This is a genomic window from Pseudoxanthomonas mexicana (assembly GCF_014397415.1).
GTDB lineage: Bacteria > Pseudomonadota > Gammaproteobacteria > Xanthomonadales > Xanthomonadaceae > Pseudoxanthomonas_A > Pseudoxanthomonas_A mexicana.
Genome location: NZ_CP060731.1, coordinates 85,646 through 100,624 on the forward strand (window position 1 = coordinate 85,646; position 14,979 = coordinate 100,624).

General features: G+C 68.6%; 20 protein-coding genes and 1 other RNA gene. 18 read left to right on the plus strand and 3 right to left on the minus strand.

Annotated features, from left to right (window positions below; all coding sequences use genetic code 11):
- Window positions 1-36 precede the first annotated feature (36 nt).
- The 9 genes from IAE60_RS00390 (at window position 37) to IAE60_RS00425 (ending at window position 6,201) form a co-directional block, all read left to right on the plus strand.
- Window positions 37-2,514 carry a DUF1631 domain-containing protein gene (locus IAE60_RS00390; protein WP_187573426.1) on the plus strand — a complete coding sequence of 826 codons (2,478 nt, stop codon included), beginning with the start codon at window positions 37-39 and terminating at the stop codon, window positions 2,512-2,514.
- Complete coding sequence (locus tag IAE60_RS00395) at window positions 2,511-2,858, plus strand: PilZ domain-containing protein (RefSeq protein WP_162108727.1); 348 nt, start codon at window positions 2,511-2,513, stop codon at window positions 2,856-2,858. Before IAE60_RS00390 ends, IAE60_RS00395 begins: the two co-directional genes overlap by 4 nt.
- Window positions 2,859-2,925: 67 nt before the next feature.
- A complete protein-coding gene (gene pepQ / locus IAE60_RS00400; RefSeq protein ID WP_187573427.1) occupies window positions 2,926-4,266 on the plus strand; it encodes a Xaa-Pro dipeptidase in 1,341 nt (446 codons plus the stop codon).
- A gap of 27 nt (window positions 4,267-4,293) precedes the next feature.
- Window positions 4,294-4,623 carry a hypothetical protein gene (locus IAE60_RS00405; protein WP_187573428.1) on the plus strand — a complete coding sequence of 110 codons (330 nt, stop codon included), beginning with the start codon at window positions 4,294-4,296 and terminating at the stop codon, window positions 4,621-4,623.
- A 56-nt stretch (window positions 4,624-4,679) separates the two neighbouring features.
- Window positions 4,680-4,829: a hypothetical protein gene (locus IAE60_RS18670; protein ID WP_244966616.1), complete on the plus strand. Its 150-nt coding sequence runs from the start codon at window positions 4,680-4,682 to the stop codon at window positions 4,827-4,829.
- On the plus strand, window positions 4,826-5,056 hold the full coding sequence (locus IAE60_RS18675; RefSeq protein WP_244966617.1) for a VOC family protein: 231 nt from the start codon (window positions 4,826-4,828) through the stop codon (window positions 5,054-5,056). Before IAE60_RS18670 ends, IAE60_RS18675 begins: the two co-directional genes overlap by 4 nt.
- Window positions 5,057-5,064: 8 nt before the next feature.
- Window positions 5,065-5,295 carry a hypothetical protein gene (locus IAE60_RS00415; RefSeq protein WP_187573429.1) on the plus strand — a complete coding sequence of 77 codons (231 nt, stop codon included), beginning with the start codon at window positions 5,065-5,067 and terminating at the stop codon, window positions 5,293-5,295.
- A gap of 64 nt (window positions 5,296-5,359) precedes the next feature.
- On the plus strand, window positions 5,360-5,755 hold the full coding sequence (locus IAE60_RS00420; RefSeq protein WP_187573430.1) for a YciI family protein: 396 nt from the start codon (window positions 5,360-5,362) through the stop codon (window positions 5,753-5,755).
- Window positions 5,755-6,201, plus strand: a complete 447-nt coding sequence (locus IAE60_RS00425) for a GFA family protein (RefSeq protein WP_187573431.1) — start codon at window positions 5,755-5,757, stop codon at window positions 6,199-6,201. The genes IAE60_RS00420 and IAE60_RS00425 overlap by 1 nt, the downstream gene beginning before the upstream one ends.
- Before the next feature lie 34 nt (window positions 6,202-6,235).
- Here IAE60_RS00425 and IAE60_RS00430 read toward each other — a convergent pair whose 3' ends face one another.
- Together IAE60_RS00430 and IAE60_RS00435 are read right to left on the minus strand one after the other, a co-directional pair.
- Window positions 6,236-7,561 (minus strand): aminopeptidase P N-terminal domain-containing protein, encoded by a 1,326-nt coding sequence (locus tag IAE60_RS00430; protein WP_187573432.1) that lies wholly within the window; start codon window positions 7,559-7,561, stop codon window positions 6,236-6,238.
- Window positions 7,561-8,103 (minus strand): UPF0149 family protein, encoded by a 543-nt coding sequence (locus IAE60_RS00435; protein ID WP_187573433.1) that lies wholly within the window; start codon window positions 8,101-8,103, stop codon window positions 7,561-7,563. Before IAE60_RS00435 ends, IAE60_RS00430 begins: the two co-directional genes overlap by 1 nt.
- 202 nt (window positions 8,104-8,305) lie before the next feature.
- Here IAE60_RS00435 and IAE60_RS00440 point away from each other — a divergent pair, with 202 nt between their 5' ends.
- The 7 genes from IAE60_RS00440 to rpiA all read left to right on the plus strand — a co-directional run bounded on the left by IAE60_RS00440 (window position 8,306) and on the right by rpiA (window position 13,457).
- Complete coding sequence (locus IAE60_RS00440; protein WP_187573434.1) at window positions 8,306-10,501, plus strand: putative bifunctional diguanylate cyclase/phosphodiesterase; 2,196 nt, start codon at window positions 8,306-8,308, stop codon at window positions 10,499-10,501.
- Between the two features lie 134 nt (window positions 10,502-10,635).
- Window positions 10,636-10,857: a TIGR02449 family protein gene (locus tag IAE60_RS00445; protein WP_185894201.1), complete on the plus strand. Its 222-nt coding sequence runs from the start codon at window positions 10,636-10,638 to the stop codon at window positions 10,855-10,857.
- Window positions 10,854-11,150, plus strand: coding sequence for a cell division protein ZapA (locus IAE60_RS00450; protein WP_185894202.1), 297 nt, complete (start codon window positions 10,854-10,856; stop codon window positions 11,148-11,150). The genes IAE60_RS00445 and IAE60_RS00450 overlap by 4 nt, the downstream gene beginning before the upstream one ends.
- 84 nt (window positions 11,151-11,234) lie before the next feature.
- Window positions 11,235-11,421: non-coding RNA, 6S RNA (gene ssrS, locus IAE60_RS00455), on the plus strand.
- A 178-nt stretch (window positions 11,422-11,599) separates the two neighbouring features.
- Window positions 11,600-12,226, plus strand: a complete 627-nt coding sequence (locus IAE60_RS00460) for a 5-formyltetrahydrofolate cyclo-ligase (RefSeq protein WP_187573435.1) — start codon at window positions 11,600-11,602, stop codon at window positions 12,224-12,226.
- On the plus strand, window positions 12,223-12,690 hold the full coding sequence (locus IAE60_RS00465; protein ID WP_187573436.1) for an EVE domain-containing protein: 468 nt from the start codon (window positions 12,223-12,225) through the stop codon (window positions 12,688-12,690). The genes IAE60_RS00460 and IAE60_RS00465 overlap by 4 nt, the downstream gene beginning before the upstream one ends.
- Window positions 12,691-12,806: 116 nt before the next feature.
- Complete coding sequence (gene rpiA, locus IAE60_RS00470; RefSeq protein WP_185894205.1) at window positions 12,807-13,457, plus strand: ribose-5-phosphate isomerase RpiA; 651 nt, start codon at window positions 12,807-12,809, stop codon at window positions 13,455-13,457.
- Window positions 13,458-13,480: 23 nt separating this feature from the next.
- Here rpiA and IAE60_RS00475 read toward each other — a convergent pair whose 3' ends face one another.
- Window positions 13,481-13,825: a hypothetical protein gene (locus IAE60_RS00475; RefSeq protein ID WP_222937170.1), complete on the minus strand. Its 345-nt coding sequence runs from the start codon at window positions 13,823-13,825 to the stop codon at window positions 13,481-13,483.
- Between the two features lie 206 nt (window positions 13,826-14,031).
- Between IAE60_RS00475 and IAE60_RS00480 the strand changes: the two genes are divergently transcribed.
- Both IAE60_RS00480 and IAE60_RS00485 read left to right on the plus strand, forming a co-directional pair.
- Entirely contained in the window at window positions 14,032-14,490 is a 459-nt protein-coding gene (locus IAE60_RS00480) for a hypothetical protein (RefSeq protein WP_187573438.1), read from the plus strand.
- Window positions 14,491-14,517: 27 nt separating this feature from the next.
- Window positions 14,518-14,967 (plus strand): DUF192 domain-containing protein, encoded by a 450-nt coding sequence (locus tag IAE60_RS00485; RefSeq protein WP_187573439.1) that lies wholly within the window; start codon window positions 14,518-14,520, stop codon window positions 14,965-14,967.
- The last annotated feature ends 12 nt before the right edge of the window (window positions 14,968-14,979 follow it).

A 14,979-nucleotide genomic window follows, 5' to 3' on the forward strand; every position in this document is an offset into this window, starting at 1 on the left:
GATAATGATGCGGCTACAGGGGAGCCCACTGCACCGATGACCGGCACACGACCGCCTTCGCCCGCTGCCACGCCGACCACCATCGCGTCGTCGGCCTTGCCGCCGCGCGTGCGCCGCGTGCTGCAGAACCTGTACGACCATATCGCGACCGACTTCATCGCCGCGCTGAACGCGATGCTGGTGGAGTTCGAGCAGCAGTTGTTCAAGCAGGCCGAGCAGGCACGCAGCAACCATCTGCAGGCCCAGGTCTTCGTCGACCTGCGTGCCCTGCAGAAGCACCGGACCGAGCTGGTCCCGCACTACATGTTCGGCCTGGAAGCCGAGCTGGCCGGCATCCGCACGCCGCGCCCGGCAGCGGAGACCGCATCGGCGCTGCGCCTGGACTACCAGACGCTCACGCTGGTCGAAGACGCGGTGATGGACCAGGAAATCGTGCTGCGCGAAGTCGCGCGCCGGCACGAGCAGCGCGGCAATGCGCAGATCCTCATGCTGGGCCAGCGCTTCGGCGTGCTGGCCCGGGCACCCGCCTACGACGCGGATACGCTGCCGCTGGGCCCCCACCGTCTCTGCCAGGTGCTGAAGGAGGCCGCCACCTGTCTGCAGCTGTCGCTGGATGCGCAGCTGGTGCTGTATCGCACCTTCGACCACAAGGTGATGCAGAACTACAGCGAATGGGCCGGGACGGTGAACCAGTTCCTGTCGCGCGAAGGCATCCTGCCGGGACTGGTCTACATGCCGCGGCGTGTCCGCGTGCAGGAGGCCATCCGCCATCCGCGCGACGCGGCCGACGGCACGGCCCGCCCCCTGACCGGCTGGCAGGGTGCGGCCTCGCACTGGGCCACGCTTACGCCCGAGCAACTGAACGCGGTGGCGGGCGCCCTGACCGGCAGCAGCACGGCATCCGGCGCGGGCGCGGCGGCGGCGGTCGCTCAGGCGGGCGAGGCTCCACGCACCTCCGCGGACAACGCTGAAACACCGGGCGATGCAGCAGGCTCGTTCGAAGTGCTGCAGAAGCTGCTGGCGATCCGCCGCGGCGGCCTGCAGGCCGATGCACAGGCGCTCGCCGATGCCGCCGTCCAGCCGGGAGGACACGGTACGCTGGCGCAGGGCACAGGCGGCCCCCCCGCAGGACCGACCGGGCCCGGCGACCGTGGCGGCGCTGGCACTCCGTCCGGGCCGGGCGCCGGCGCACCGCGGCTGCTTCCCACCCCCGATGTATTGAACACCTTGCAGGCCATGCAGGCCGCGCCCCTGCCCGCGCGCGCGCCAGAGCAGCCGCGCCGCACGGTGCAGGACCTGCAGCAGGCGATGCTGGCGGCCGCCCGCGCGCAGCATGGACCCGATGCCACGCTGGCCAGCGCGGATTCGGACACCTTCGAACTGCTCGACCTGCTCTACAACGAGATCGAACGCGAGGTGCAGCACGATGCGCCCGCCGCCGACATGCTGGTGCGGCTGCAGGTGCCGGTGGTGCAGGCCGCCCTGCGCGACCGCAACTTCTTCCTCCGCGCACAGCATCCGGCACGCGACCTGCTCAACACCGTGGCCGAGTCGGGCGCCACCTGGCTGGGCGAGGAGGACGTGGACCCGCAGCTGCTGCAGAAACTGCACCAGGCGGTCGAGACCGTGGTGGAGACCTACGAAGGCGACGAGACCGTCTTCGAGGACGCCAGCCGCGAGGTGCAGCAGCACCTGCAGGCCGCCGCGCGCAAGGCCGAACTGGCCGAACGACGGCAGGTCGAGGCCGCCCGCGGCAAGGACCGCCTGGAGATCGCCAAGCAGCGCGCCGCCGAGACCATCGAATCGGCCATGGCCGAGGCCAAGCCGCAGAAGTTCGTGCAGGCCCTGCTCAGCCAGGCCTGGGCCGACGTGCTCACGCTCACCCAGCTGCGCAATGGCGAAACATCCGGTGAGTGGGCCGACGCGCTGCAGACCACCCTGGAAATCGTGGCAGCCACCACCACCGCGCAGGGAGCCAATGCGGAACTGGCCGGCAAGGTCGAGAAATCGCTGGTCCAGGTGGGCTACCACGAAGACGAGGCGGCGGCGATCGCGCGCCGCCTCTCCAGCGCCGAGGAAGACGAGACCACCTCGCGCACCGAACTGACGGCCCGGCTCAAGGCGCGCGCGCGCCTGGGTGGACAGAGCGAGGTCAAGAAGAAGCCGGCGCAGCCGCGCACCCCTGAAGAGCAGGAATGCTACGACTACCTGCGCACGCTGCCATTCGGCACGTGGTTCGAGTTCACCCGCAACCAGCAGGGCGACGTGCAGCGGCAGCGGCTGTCGTGGTTCAGCCCGGTCACCGGCAATGCGCTGTTCGTCAACCAGCGCGGCCAGCGCGTGGGCGAACATTCGCTGGACACGCTGGCGCACCTGATGGCCAAGGGCCAGGCGCAGGTGGTCACCGAAGACCGCGGCCGCCTGATCGACCGCGCCTGGAACGCCACCCTCAATGCGCTGCGCAGCCTGACCGGCCGTCGCGGCGAAGCCGAACCCGCCGGAGGTGCCGCATGATGCGCGAATTCCGCCGCGCCCGCCGGCGCAACGTTCCCAAGCCGGTGGCCGTGTTCGACCTGATGACCGAACAGGTGATCGGCCGCGTGGGCAACCTGTCCGAATCCGGCATGCTGCTGGTGGCCACCGAACCCGTGGTCGACGATGCGCTGTACCAGTTGCGCTTCCACCTGCGCGACGAGCGCGGCCAGGACGTCCCCATCGACGTGGGCGCGCACCTGGTCTGGTCCGCAGCAGCGAACACGCCCGGGCAGGCGTTCGCCGGCCTGCGCTTCCTGACCATCGACCGCGAGCCGCTGGAGCGGCTGCGCCAGTGGGTCAACGCCGGGCCCGAAGCCGAATAGGACCCACACCACGGCCCGTCCGGGCCGGATGCGGCAAAATGGCGACTCTTCCGCACGAGTCGCCACCATGAACGCCCCCGCTTCCTTCGACACCGACCTCGTCCCGCTGTACGCCGATCACCTGGCGACGATGAAGCGGCGTGCCGACGAAGCGTTGGCGCGGGGCGGTTTCGACCACCTGGTCGTGCCCAGCGGCACGCAGCACTGGCAGGTCTTCGACGACCGCGACTACCCGTATGCCGTCAACCCGCAGTTCAAGGCCTGGCTGCCGCTCACGCGCCTGCCCTACAGCTGGCTGGTGTACACGCCGGGCGAACGGCCGAAGGTGATCTACTACCAGCCGTTCGACTACTGGCACGTCGTGCCGGATGCGCCCAGCGGCTGGTGGGTGGACCACTGCGACATCCACATCATCCGCACGCCCGACGAAGCCGCCGCCCTGCTGCCGCCTGCCGCGCGCAGCGCCATCCTCGGCGAGCCACAGAGCACGCTCGGCGACCATGCGCCGAACAACCCGGAGCCCGTGATCCAGTACCTGGAGTACCAGCGTTCGTACAAGACGCCGTACGAGATCGCGCTGATGCGGCAGGCGCAGCGCCTGGCCGTGCGTGGCCACCGCGCCGCCGAAGCAGCCTTCCGCGCGGGGGAAAGCGAGTTCGGCATCCACATGGCCTACTGCACGGCGGTGGGCCAGGACGCCAATGACTTGCCCTACGGCAACATCATCGGCCTCAACGAGCACGCCGCGGTGCTGCACTACATGGAGCTGCAGCGCGTCGCGCCCGACCCGCTGCGCAGCTTCCTGATCGACGCCGGCGCCAGCTTCCACGGCTATGCCAGCGACATCACCCGCAGCTATGCCTACGACACCGGCAGCGAGTTCCAGGCGATGATCGATGCGGTCGATGCCGCCCAGCAGAAGATGTGCGCCGGCGTGCGCAGCGGCGTCGACTACAGGCGACTGCACGTGGACGCCCACCACACGCTGATGGGCATCCTGAAGGACTTCGGCGTGATCACCGTGTCGCCCGAGGCCGCGGTCGCCACCGGCGTCAGCGCGGCGTTCTTCCCGCACGGCCTGGGCCATCCCATCGGCCTGCAGGTGCACGACGTGGCCGGTTTCGCCGCCAGCGACCGCGGTGGCCGCATCGAACGCCCGGCCGGCCATCCCTACCTGCGCATGACGCGTGTGCTGGAACCGGGGATGGTCGTCACCATCGAACCCGGCCTGTATTTCATCGACCTGCTGCTGGAGGAGGTGAAGAAGAACGGCCACGCCGCCAGCGTCGACTGGGCGCGCGTCGATGCATTCCGCCCCTACGGCGGCATCCGCATCGAGGATGAAGTGCTCTGCACCGAGGGCGATGCGGATAACCTGACGCGGCCGGCGTTCGCGGAAGCGCCCTGAGTCGACGCACGACGGGCTGCATGCGTGATGTTCATGATCGGCCAGGGCGAGAACGTGGTGGCGGTCGGTCCGCCCGAGCCGCAGCACTGCCCGCGCTGCGACCAGGTGCGCGATTTCGAGCCGCAGTTCGCGTACAAGTACGGCCGCGTCGACCTGCTGTTCGGCTTCGTCTACGGCCGGCGCTATCAGCTCGCGTGCCCGGTCTGCCACCACGGCTGGCGGCTCGACACCCGTGAAGCCGAGCGCTTGTACGGCCGACCCGACATCCCCTTCCGACTGCGCTACGGCCTGGTGATCCTGCTGGGCGTCTTCGCCGCGCTGGGCGCGGCCTCACTGGCGATGCCGCCAACGGGCTGACACACTCCGCGCCTGCAGCGCACGCGACGCACCGTCAAGACACCCGGAGGTCCAGCATGAAACGCGTCACCGGCATCGGCGGCATCTTCTTCAAGTCGGCGGACCCCCAGGCGCTCAGCGCCTGGTACCGCGACCACCTGGGGCTGGACACGGCCGACTGGGGCGGCGCGATCTGTGGGGCGGTGAAGGAAGCCCCGCGGGCATGACCCTGTGGAGCCCGTTCAAGCAGGACACCACCTACATGGCGCCGAGTACCGCGAGCTTCATGATCAACTTCCGCGTGGCCGATCTGGATGCACTGTTGGCCGCACTGCGCGAAGAAGGCTGCAACGTCGTCGGCGATCCGCAGGTCTCCGAACAGGGCAAGTTCGGCTGGGTGCTGGACCCGGAAGGCAACAAGATCGAGCTGTGGGAACCGCCCGCGGGACAGTAGGAACACACATGCCACTGGGTGATGTCGCGGGTGAAGCGATGAGCGGTACGTTCCGCTTCATCGCACGGATCGTGTTCGAGATCGTCGTGGACGTGATCCTGCGCGGTACGGGCGCGATGATCCTGCGACTGCTGCGCCCGAAGCACGACCCCGGCGAAACCGCCGCCATGATGACCGGCCTGGTGTTCTGGGGCACGGCGATCACGTTGTTTTTCCTGGTGTTTCGAATGGGGCGGTGACATGAAGTTCCTCGCCCCGGCTACTCACTGATTGGATTTCTTTCGAACCTGAAGGCGAACCGCAATGACCCAGTCCGACTATCTGTTGATCTCCCGCGGCCAGTGGGACGAAACCGCATCGCCCCAGGATGTGCAGGCGGCCATCGATCGCTTCTACGCGTGGTACGAACGCGGCCTGGCCGACGGCGTATTGAAGCCCGGCAGCCGGCTGGAGATGCGGGGCAAGCGCGTCACCCGCGACGGCATCACCGACGGACCGTTCGCCGAAGCGAAGGAACTGGTGGGCGGTTACTGGTTCATCGTCGCCGACTCGCTGGAGGATGCCGCACGCATCGCCTCACAGAACCCGTGCCTGGCCTTCGGCCTGGAACTGGAGATCCGGCCGCTGGAGGCCGCGCGCGCGCGGGCGGACGAGGTGACGAACGAAACGCCGCCAGCCTGGCGCTCGAACGACGGCTGATGGCGCCCATCACGGACACGCCCTCCATGCTCGAAGGCGGCTGCCACTGCGGTGCCATCACCCTGGCCTTCTCGACCGCGCGGGTGCCGTCGGACACGGCACCGCGTACCTGCGACTGCAGCTTCTGCCGCGCGCATGGCGCGGCCTGGGTCTCGGATGCAGCGGCGCAGCTGGTCCTCCGCGCGCACCGACCGGACCGCGTCCGCCGCTACCGCCAGGGATCGCTGGCCGCACAGTTCCTGCTGTGCGGCGACTGCGGCGTGCTGGTGGCCGTCGTGTTCGAGGATGGCGCCCGTACGTACGCCGCCGTCAATGCGCGCTGCCTGGAAGTGCGCGACGGGTTCGCGCCTGTCGTGCCGGCGTCGCCGCAGAAGCTGGAACCGGACGAGAAGACGGCGCGCTGGCGCGAGCTGTGGATCGCCGACGTCCGGTGGACCACCGACTGATCCACCGCAAGGTACCGACGCGCCGGCAAGGCGATCAGGCCGCCGTCATCTCCGCTTCGATCTCGTCGGCGCTGCGTGCCAGCGCATCGGTCAGCACGACCGGCCCCTCGGCGGTGACCAGCACATCGTCCTCGGTGCGGATGCCGATGCCGCGCCACTTCGCATCCACCGTGGTGTCGTCGTGGGACACGTACAGGCCCGGTTCGATGGTGAACACCATGCCGGGTTCCAGCAGGCGCGATTCCCCGTCGATGCGGTAGTCGCCCACGTCGTGCACGTCCAGCCCCAGCCAGTGACCGGTCTTGTGGCGGTAGAAGCGGCGGTACGTGCCTTCGGCGAGGTTCTTCTCCAGCTTCCCCTTCAGCAGGCCCAGCTTGAGCAGCCCCTCGGTCAGCGTCTCGACCGCGGCCACGTGGCCGGCCTCGTAGGGCACCCCGACGCGCGCGCAGTCCAATGCGGCGCGCTGTGCGGCGCCGACCAGGTCGTGCAGCGCGCGCTGCGCGGGCGTGAAGCGCCCGTTGACCGGGAACGTGCGGGTGATGTCGGCGGCGTAGCCGCGGTACTCGGCGCCGGCGTCGATCAGCACCAGCTCGCCGTCGCGCGCCTGCGCCGTGTTGGCGCGGTAATGCAGCACGCATGCATTGCGGCCGGCGCCGACGATGCTGTTGTAGGCCGGCCAGGCGTCGTGGGCACGGAACACGCGCTCCAGGTCGGCCTGCAGCTCGTACTCGCGGATGCCCGGGCGCGCGACGCGCATCGCGGCCCGGTGCGCATGCACGCTGATGTCGGCGGCGCGCCGCATCAGCTTGATCTCGTCCTTCGACTTGAACAGGCGCAACTCGTGCAGCAGGTGGCCCAGTTCCAGGAATTCGTGCGGCGGCTGCGCGCCCTGCTTCACGTGCGCACGCACGTGGCGCACCCAGCCGATCAGCTTGAGGTCGAAGTCGGCATCGCGCCCGAAGTGGTAGTAGACGCGCGAGCGCCCTTCCAGCAGCCCTGGCAGGATCTCGTCCAGGTCGTCGATGGGATAGGCATCGTCCATCCCGTAGTCGTTCACCGCGCCGTCCTGGCCGGCGCGCGGGCCGTCCCAGCCTTCCCTCTCGGGATCGCGCTCGCGGCAGAACAGGATGGCCTCGCCATGCTTGCGGCCCGGCACCAGCACCAGCACCGCGTCCGGTTCGGGGAAGCCGCTCAGGTACCAGAAATCCGAGTCCTGGCGGTACGGGTAGTGGGTGTCGTGGCTGCGCACGCGCTCCGGCGCGGCCGGCAGCACCAGGATGGCGTCCTCGCCCGCCATCCGCATCAGCTGCCGGCGCCGGCGGGCGAACTCCGCCGCGGCGATGCCGGTCAGCGCCTTCATCAGTTCAGGCTCCGGCGGTGCCGGGGCCCCAGCACGCAATCGCCATGCAGCAACAGGGCCGCGACGCGCACGAACTCTTCCAGTTCGGCCAGCGCGTCCTCATCTTCCTCGTCCTCGCTGCTCTCGGCCGAGGCCTTGGCCAGGCGTGCCAGGTCCTGCAGCGCTTCACTGCCCTCCTCCGACAGCGGAGGCGCAGCGCCGGCCGCCAGCCCGAACGCGCCCAGGAAACCCCGGCACCAGGAGAACAGGGCTTCGGCGCGCTCGTCCAGCGAGCGATCGGCGACGGGCAACAGCAGGTCGAACGAGAAGCCGCGATCCTCGAGCTGGACGATGGCGGCTTCGCGCAGCTGGTCCAGCACGCTGCCGCGCGCCGGTGCGGGCAGGGCATCGTCGGCCAGCGCGCGCGCCAGCCAGGTGCCGTCGGTGGCGCCGCCGCCGGCCAGCCAGCCGCACAGCGCGCCGTGCAGTTCGGAGGCGTCCATGGCCAGTCCCAGCTGGCGGGAAGCCGCGTCGACGGCGGCGATATCGGGAAGTTCGGGCATAGAAGAACGCAATCCGCCACAGGTTTCGGACACCCGCGCAAGTGTACCAACGAAAAGCCGCATCCCGGCTTGTTGTGCATGCGTACGCATGCCTACACTCCGGTATCGCCTCGGCCCGGACAGCCCGTCCACCCCCATGCTCGCTCTTCCTGTCGCTGCAGTCCTCGCAACGGCGTCCCCGCTGTCGTCCCGAGCGCCGGTCATGCTGCTCGCCGGCGCGGTGCTGCTGGGCGTGGTGGCGATCGGCACGCGGCGCTGGTGGCAGGACTGGCTGGCGGCCCGCCAGGCGCCGCAGGAGCCGCCGCGCAGCGATGCACTGCGCAACCGCGACGAACGCCTGAAGCTGGCCCTGTGGGCCTCGGGCGAACAGTTCTGGGACTACGACCTGGTGCAGCGTCGGCTGTACCGCATGCGGGCGGACGAGACTGCGGTGCAGACGTCGGACATCACGGTGCTCACCCGCCAGGGCGAGGTGCCCACCATCCACGAGGAAGACCTGCCGCTGGTGATGGAACGCCTGCGCCTGCACCTGCAGGGCAAGGCGCCCATCTTCACCTCCGAGCACCGCATGGACATGCAGGGCAACGGCACGTGGGTATGGGTGCGCGCCCGCGGCCGGGTGGTGGAACGCGACGCCGACGGCCAGCCGGTGCGCATCGCCGGCACCGCGCGCGACATCACCGCCAGCCGCAACGCCGAGTACGAGCACCGCATCGCCGGCGAGGTGATGCGCAGCATGAACGAGGCGGTGGCGGTGCTGGACTGGGCGCACCAGTTCATCACCATCAACCCGGCCTTCACCCGCATCACCGGCTATGCCGAAGAGGAGATCATCGGCCAGCCGATGACGATGCTGGACAGCGACCAGCACGAGGACGCCTTCTTCGAGCGGATGAACCGCGAACTGCGCCTGACCGGCCGCTGGTCCGGCGAGGTGTGGAAGGTACGCAAGGACGGTGAGGAGATCCTCTGCCGGATCGAGACCAACGTGGTACCCGACGCCAGCGGCGAACGCCCCCTCTACGTGCAGGTGCTCACCGACATCACAGAGCAGAAGCGCGCCGAACAGGAACTGCGCTACCTGGCCAACTACGACACGCTGACCAGCCTGCCCAACCGCTCGCTGCTGTCCGAGCGCCTGTCGCGCGCCATCGTGCGGGCCCGCCGCGAACACGGACACGTGGCGGTGCTGTTCATCGACCTGGACCGCTTCAAGGACATCAACGACTCGCTGGGCCACGCCACCGGCGACCGCATCCTGCGCGCGGCCGCAGCGCGCGTGCAGCAGACCGTGGGCACGCAGCACACCGTCGCACGGCTGAGCGGCGACGAGTTCACCGTGGTGCTGGAGGATATCAACGGCATGCCCGATGCCGAGGACGTGGCGCAGCGGATCATCCACGCATTCCACGCGCCGCTGAATTTCGGCGAACGGCTGGAGCTGGCGGTATCTCCTTCGATCGGCATCAGCCTGTACCCCGAGCACGCGCAGGTCCCCACCGAACTGCTCAAGCATGCCGACACGGCGATGTACCAGGCCAAGGCGATGGGCCGGCACACCTACCAGGTGTATTCGGAATCGATGGACGAGAAGAACCGCCATCGCGCCATCCTGGCCAGCGCGCTGCGGCGGGCGATCGACCGCAACGAGCTGTCGCTGGTGTTCCAGCCGCGGCTGTCGATCTCGCGCCAGCGCGTCACCGGCGTGGAGGCCCTGCTGCGCTGGGACAGCAAGGAATTCGGCATGGTCTCGCCGGCGCAGTTCATCCCGCTGGCGGAAGAATCCGGCATGATCCTCGAGCTGGGCGCCTGGGCGCTGCGCGAGGCCTGCCTCACGCTGCGCGAATGGCACGAGCAGGGGCTGGAGGAGCTGTCGATGGCGGTCAACGTCTCGTCCACCCAGCTGCAGCGCGGGGACCTGCAGGCGGTGGTGGCGCGTACGTTGCAGGAGACCGGCATTCCCGCCAACCGGCTGGAGCTGGAGCTCACCGAGAGCGTCATCATGACCCACCCCGAGCAGAACGCCGACACCCTGCGCGCGTGCCGCCGCCTGGGCATCTCGCTGGCCATCGACGACTTCGGCACCGGCTACTCGTCGCTGGCCTACCTGAAGCGCCTGCCACTGACCACGCTCAAGATCGACCGCGAGTTCATCGGCGACCTGACCCACGACACCGACGACGAGGCCATCACCAGCACCATCATCACGATGGGGCAGTCGCTGGCGCTGAAAGTGGTCGCCGAGGGCGTGGAGACCTGGGACCAGTACGAGTTCCTGCGCAACCACGGCTGCGACGAGGTGCAGGGTCACTGGGTTTCGCAGGCGCTGGGCGCGGACCAGTGCCTGCGTTTCATCCGCGAGTACTACCCGGGCTCGGGCATGCGCGTGGCCTCCTGACCCTGTAGGAGCGGGCCATGCCCGCGATGCTCTTGCGTGGTCTCATTGAAAAGCATCGCGGGCATGGCCCGCTCCTACAGAGCATCGCCAGCCGCCGCTTGACCGGCCGCCGGGCGCATGCCTAATGTGCCACCATGGATAACGCCGACCTTCTCGACCAGCTCCGCACGCTCGGTACGCGCATCCAGGACCTGGCGGACCGTTGCCAGCGCCTGGCGGACGAGAACCGCAGCCTGCGCCAGCAACAGGAGCACCTGGTCGGCGAACGCTCGCAGCTGCTGGCCAAGAACGAACAGGCGCGCTCGCGCGTGGAAGCGATGATCAGCCGCCTGAAGTCGCTGGAGCAGCACACATGAGCGCCACCGAACCGGTCAGCGTCCATATCCTGGACCGCGAGTACACCGTCGGCGTCGCGCCCGACGAACGTTCCAGCCTGATGGCGGCGGCCAAGCTGCTGGACAGCCGCATGCGCGAGGTGCGCGGCAGCAACCGCATGGCGGCGGTGGACCGCGTGGCCGTGCTGGCCGCCCTCAATCTGGCACACGAATTGCAGCAGCTGCGCGACGAGCAGCAGGCGCGCAACCGCGAGGTCGAGCGCACGCTGCAGGACCTGCACCGCAAGCTGGACAGCGCGCTGGGCACGCCGTAACGCAGCGCGCACCACACCGACTGCCCACTGAATCCGCCGACGAACGGGCTAGGCAAAAACGCGGCATTGGCTATACTGGCCACGCGTCCTCTGCTGTTCTCGACAGTGCGCGCAAACATTCGCCTTGTCCCTTAATGACGACCACGGGAAGGTGACGGTTACCGGGAGTGCAAGTCTGCCTCGCAGCGGAAAGCCCGATGGTTACCCAACCTTCCCACTTGAACCCCGGGTTCAAGGTCGTTTCGCGAACATCGTGCATGGCGGAGGACGTATTTTTCCCGCGGCAGCGGCATCAGCCGCGACCCGGCCGGTCCAGTTGCACCCGCCCTTGAGCGGGAAGACTTCGAAACGAAGCCGATTGCACCAGGGACCCGACGCGCAGGGCCGTGACTGACGCCGCTCCCGCGGTCCCACCGGCAACGCCGGTACGCATGCCGTAAAATTCGCGCATGCCCGACTCCCTGTCTTTCGCCCATGCCGCCGAGCGCAATGCCCTGCGCCGTGAACTGCGTGCGCGTCGCCGCGCCCTGCCCGCCGCCGCGCGCATTGCCGGCGCCGATGCACTGGCCACGCGCCTGTTCGCACTCCCGTTCTTTCCGGCCAAGGGCTACGTCGCCGGCTATTGGGCGATGGATGGCGAAATCGGCCTGCACAGCTGGCAGCTGCGCCTGCCACCCGGCCTGGTCTACTGCCTGCCCGTCCTGGCCGACGACGAGACGCTCCGCTTCGCCCCCTGGCGACCGGGCGACGAACTGGTGACCAACCGCTACGGCATTCCCGAACCGGATGTCGATCCTCGCGCCAGCCTGACCGCCACGGACATGGCGTTGATCGTCGTGCCGTTGGTCGGCTTCGACGGTGCGGGCCACCGGCTCGGCATGGGCGGCGGATGGTACGACCGCACGCTGGCGTCGCGCCTGCAACGCCCCGCGCCGCCCTGGCTGGTCGGTGTCGGCTTCGAGGCCCAGCGCATCGACGCGGTCGGCGCGCAGGCCTGGGACGTACCGCTGGATGCCATCTGCACCGAGCGCGATACGCTGATTCCTTCCTCTTCTTTGCCGGACGCCCCACCATGACCGCCCGCAAGCGCTACTGGCTGATGAAGTCGGAGCCTGATGCCTTCTCCATCGACGATCTTGAAAAGGTCGGCACCGAACCGTGGAACGGCGTGCGCAATTACCAGGCGCGCAACTTCATGCGCAGCATGCAGGTCGGCGACGGCGTGCTGTTCTACCACTCCAACTGCAAGGAACCGGGCATCGTCGGTACGGCGACCGTGTCCAGTGTCGCGTATCCGGACGAAACACAGTTCGATCCGAAGTCCGACTACCACGACCCGAAGAGCACGCGCGAAGATCCGCGCTGGTCGCTGGTCGACGTCACGTTCGAACGCAAGCTCACGCGCACCATCACGCTGGACGAGATCAAGCAGCATTCCGACGCACTGGGCGACGGCTTCGCGCTGATCCAGCGCGGTAACCGGCTGTCCGTGCTTCCGGTCGCCGCCGCGCAATGGAAGTTCCTCTTGGCGCTGGAATGATCTTCCCGCCTCGCCGTAGGAGCGCCCCATGGGCGCGATGCGTTCCGGCATGACCCATCAAGAGCATCGCGCCCATAGGGCGCTCCTGCAGACCTTTCCCCTGTTGAGATGACACCATGAGCGAAGCAAAGCGCCTGGCCGGCGAAAAAGCCATCGAGTTCGTCGAGGACGGCATGATCGTCGGCGTGGGCACCGGGTCCACCGTGGCCTACTTCATCGATGCGCTGGGGCGGGTCAAGGACCGCATCAAGGGCGCGGTGTCCAGCTCCGAGCAGAGCACCGCGCGACTGAAGCAGCATGGCATCGAGGTACTCGATCTCAACCACACCGGCACGCTGTCGCTGTACGTGGACGGCGCCGACGAATGCGATCCGCACAAGCGCCTGATCAAGGGTGGGGGCGCGGCGCTGACGCGCGAGAAGATCATCGCCGAAGCCAGCAAGCAGTTCGTCTGCATCGTCGACCCCAGCAAGCAGGTGCCGGTGCTGGGCAAGTTCCCGCTGCCGGTGGAAGTCATCCCGATGGCGCGCAGCCTGGTCGCGCGCGAGATCCTGGCGCTCACCGGCGGCCAGCCGGTCTGGCGCGACGGCACCGTCACCGACAACGGCAACGTGATCCTGGACATCCACAACCTGTCGATCACCGACCCGGTGGCGATGGAGCGCGAGATCAACCAGATTCCGGGCGTGGTCAGCGTGGGCCTGTTCGCCCGACGCCCGGCCGACATCGTCATCGTCGGCGGGGAGCCGCCGGTCGTCCTGCGCTGAGCGGGCGCGGAACCGGGACCGGCTCAGGCGCTGTCGGACAGCGCCTTGACCAACTCGCCGACCAGCTCGCGCTTCTTCGGCGACAGTTGCAGATAGGCATCGATCGTCTGCCGCTCGCGGCTGCCGACGCCTGCGGGCCATGCGATGCGCGGTTCCGCCACGCGTGATCGCGGCGGGGTGCCGAAGCGCAGCGTGTGCGGCTCCACCCCCAGCAGATCCGCCAGCACCTGCAGCTTGTCCTGCGCGGGTATGGCCTGGGCGCCCAGCCAGCGCGAGGTGGTCTGCACGCTGACGGAGCGTCCGCGATAGTGCGTGTTGAACAGGTGGAACAGGACGGTGGGGCGCGGCTCGTATCCCGCCTGCTGCATGGCGTGCGCCAATCGCTGTGAGAATTTTTCGCGCTCGTTGCCCATGGAGGAAACGTTAGCGGCGACGAATCACACTTATTCACCACTTAAGTTAATTGACGCGCACTTATCGAGTTCATACAGTCGGGGCGTCCTGCTAATCCAGCCCTTCGATCCACCCGGAGCCGGCGACCGCAGGGTTTCCCCTCCGACACAAGGAACTGTCGATGATGCTCTTCGAGACCCGCGCGCCCGATGCGCCCCGCCCTGCCGGCCCGCATGACGGGGCCGCCCTCGCGCCCCTCCATGCCCCACTCGACGATGCACTTCATCTGCTGCAAGCCGACCCCGGCCACAGCCTGGCCGATCCGGGCCTCGCCCGGCTGACGCAGGCCGGCCTGGACCGCCTGTTCGTGGCCGCGCGCCGGCAGGCGGACCGGAGCCATCAAGGCATCCTGCTGCTACTGGACCTGCTGCCGCTGGCGCAGCGTGCCGATCCGGCCACCGCTTCACGGCTGGTGGCCGGCATGGCTCGCCAGTTGCGCCATCACCTTGAAGACCAGCAACGCTGGCAAGCCCTGGCCGACAACGCCGCTTACTACCGCGACAATCGCCAGGTCGCCGAACGCATCGCCGCGCGACTGCTGAGGAGTGACCAGCGCCTGCCACATGCAGCGCTACACTAACCTCTCCCCTGGATGCCGGACTCCGACATGCGCTCCCGAGCTTGGCCTGTGCTTGCTTTCTCCCTCCTCCTGCTCAGCGGCTGCGCCAGCGGGGGTCCTTGGGTGGAGGTCGGTGGCGAGCGTTTCCGTGTGGAGATCGCCGATGACGATGCAGAGCGCGCCCGCGGACTGATGTTCCGCGACCGCCTGGAGGACGGCACCGGCATGCTGTTCATCCACGAGGCCGAGCAACCGCAGGCCTACTGGATGAAGAACACCCGCATTCCGCTGGATATCCTGTACTTCGACAACGCACGCAGGCTGGTGACCCAGCAGCGCAATGTACCGCCGTGTTCCGGTGGCGACCGATGCCCGGCGTATCCCAGCGACCAGCCGGCCCGTTTCGTGCTGGAACTGAACGCCGGCGAAGCCGAACGCCTCAAGCTCCGGGACGGCGCGGAGCTGACCTTCGGCGAAGGCATTCCGCCCGTCCGCTGAGGCTTGATTCGC

What these genes read in the sequence shown, in the direction of transcription:
- IAE60_RS00390 (WP_187573426.1), top strand. Translation starts at nt 37, where the DNA reads ATGACCGGCACACGACCGCCTTCGCCCGCTGCCACGCCGACCACCATC.
- IAE60_RS00395 (WP_162108727.1), top strand. Translation starts at nt 2,511, where the DNA reads ATGATGCGCGAATTCCGCCGCGCCCGCCGGCGCAACGTTCCCAAGCCG.
- pepQ (WP_187573427.1), top strand. Translation starts at nt 2,926, where the DNA reads ATGAACGCCCCCGCTTCCTTCGACACCGACCTCGTCCCGCTGTACGCC.
- IAE60_RS00405 (WP_187573428.1), top strand. Translation starts at nt 4,294, where the DNA reads ATGTTCATGATCGGCCAGGGCGAGAACGTGGTGGCGGTCGGTCCGCCC.
- IAE60_RS18670 (WP_244966616.1), top strand. Translation starts at nt 4,680, where the DNA reads ATGAAACGCGTCACCGGCATCGGCGGCATCTTCTTCAAGTCGGCGGAC.
- IAE60_RS18675 (WP_244966617.1), top strand. Translation starts at nt 4,826, where the DNA reads ATGACCCTGTGGAGCCCGTTCAAGCAGGACACCACCTACATGGCGCCG.
- IAE60_RS00415 (WP_187573429.1), top strand. Translation starts at nt 5,065, where the DNA reads ATGCCACTGGGTGATGTCGCGGGTGAAGCGATGAGCGGTACGTTCCGC.
- IAE60_RS00420 (WP_187573430.1), top strand. Translation starts at nt 5,360, where the DNA reads ATGACCCAGTCCGACTATCTGTTGATCTCCCGCGGCCAGTGGGACGAA.
- IAE60_RS00425 (WP_187573431.1), top strand. Translation starts at nt 5,755, where the DNA reads ATGGCGCCCATCACGGACACGCCCTCCATGCTCGAAGGCGGCTGCCAC.
- IAE60_RS00430 (WP_187573432.1), bottom strand. Translation starts at nt 7,561, where the DNA reads ATGAAGGCGCTGACCGGCATCGCCGCGGCGGAGTTCGCCCGCCGGCGC.
- IAE60_RS00435 (WP_187573433.1), bottom strand. Translation starts at nt 8,103, where the DNA reads ATGCCCGAACTTCCCGATATCGCCGCCGTCGACGCGGCTTCCCGCCAG.
- IAE60_RS00440 (WP_187573434.1), top strand. Translation starts at nt 8,306, where the DNA reads ATGCTGCTCGCCGGCGCGGTGCTGCTGGGCGTGGTGGCGATCGGCACG.
- IAE60_RS00445 (WP_185894201.1), top strand. Translation starts at nt 10,636, where the DNA reads ATGGATAACGCCGACCTTCTCGACCAGCTCCGCACGCTCGGTACGCGC.
- IAE60_RS00450 (WP_185894202.1), top strand. Translation starts at nt 10,854, where the DNA reads ATGAGCGCCACCGAACCGGTCAGCGTCCATATCCTGGACCGCGAGTAC.
- IAE60_RS00460 (WP_187573435.1), top strand. Translation starts at nt 11,600, where the DNA reads ATGCCCGACTCCCTGTCTTTCGCCCATGCCGCCGAGCGCAATGCCCTG.
- IAE60_RS00465 (WP_187573436.1), top strand. Translation starts at nt 12,223, where the DNA reads ATGACCGCCCGCAAGCGCTACTGGCTGATGAAGTCGGAGCCTGATGCC.
- rpiA (WP_185894205.1), top strand. Translation starts at nt 12,807, where the DNA reads ATGAGCGAAGCAAAGCGCCTGGCCGGCGAAAAAGCCATCGAGTTCGTC.
- IAE60_RS00475 (WP_222937170.1), bottom strand. Translation starts at nt 13,825, where the DNA reads ATGCAGCAGGCGGGATACGAGCCGCGCCCCACCGTCCTGTTCCACCTG.
- IAE60_RS00480 (WP_187573438.1), top strand. Translation starts at nt 14,032, where the DNA reads ATGATGCTCTTCGAGACCCGCGCGCCCGATGCGCCCCGCCCTGCCGGC.
- IAE60_RS00485 (WP_187573439.1), top strand. Translation starts at nt 14,518, where the DNA reads ATGCGCTCCCGAGCTTGGCCTGTGCTTGCTTTCTCCCTCCTCCTGCTC.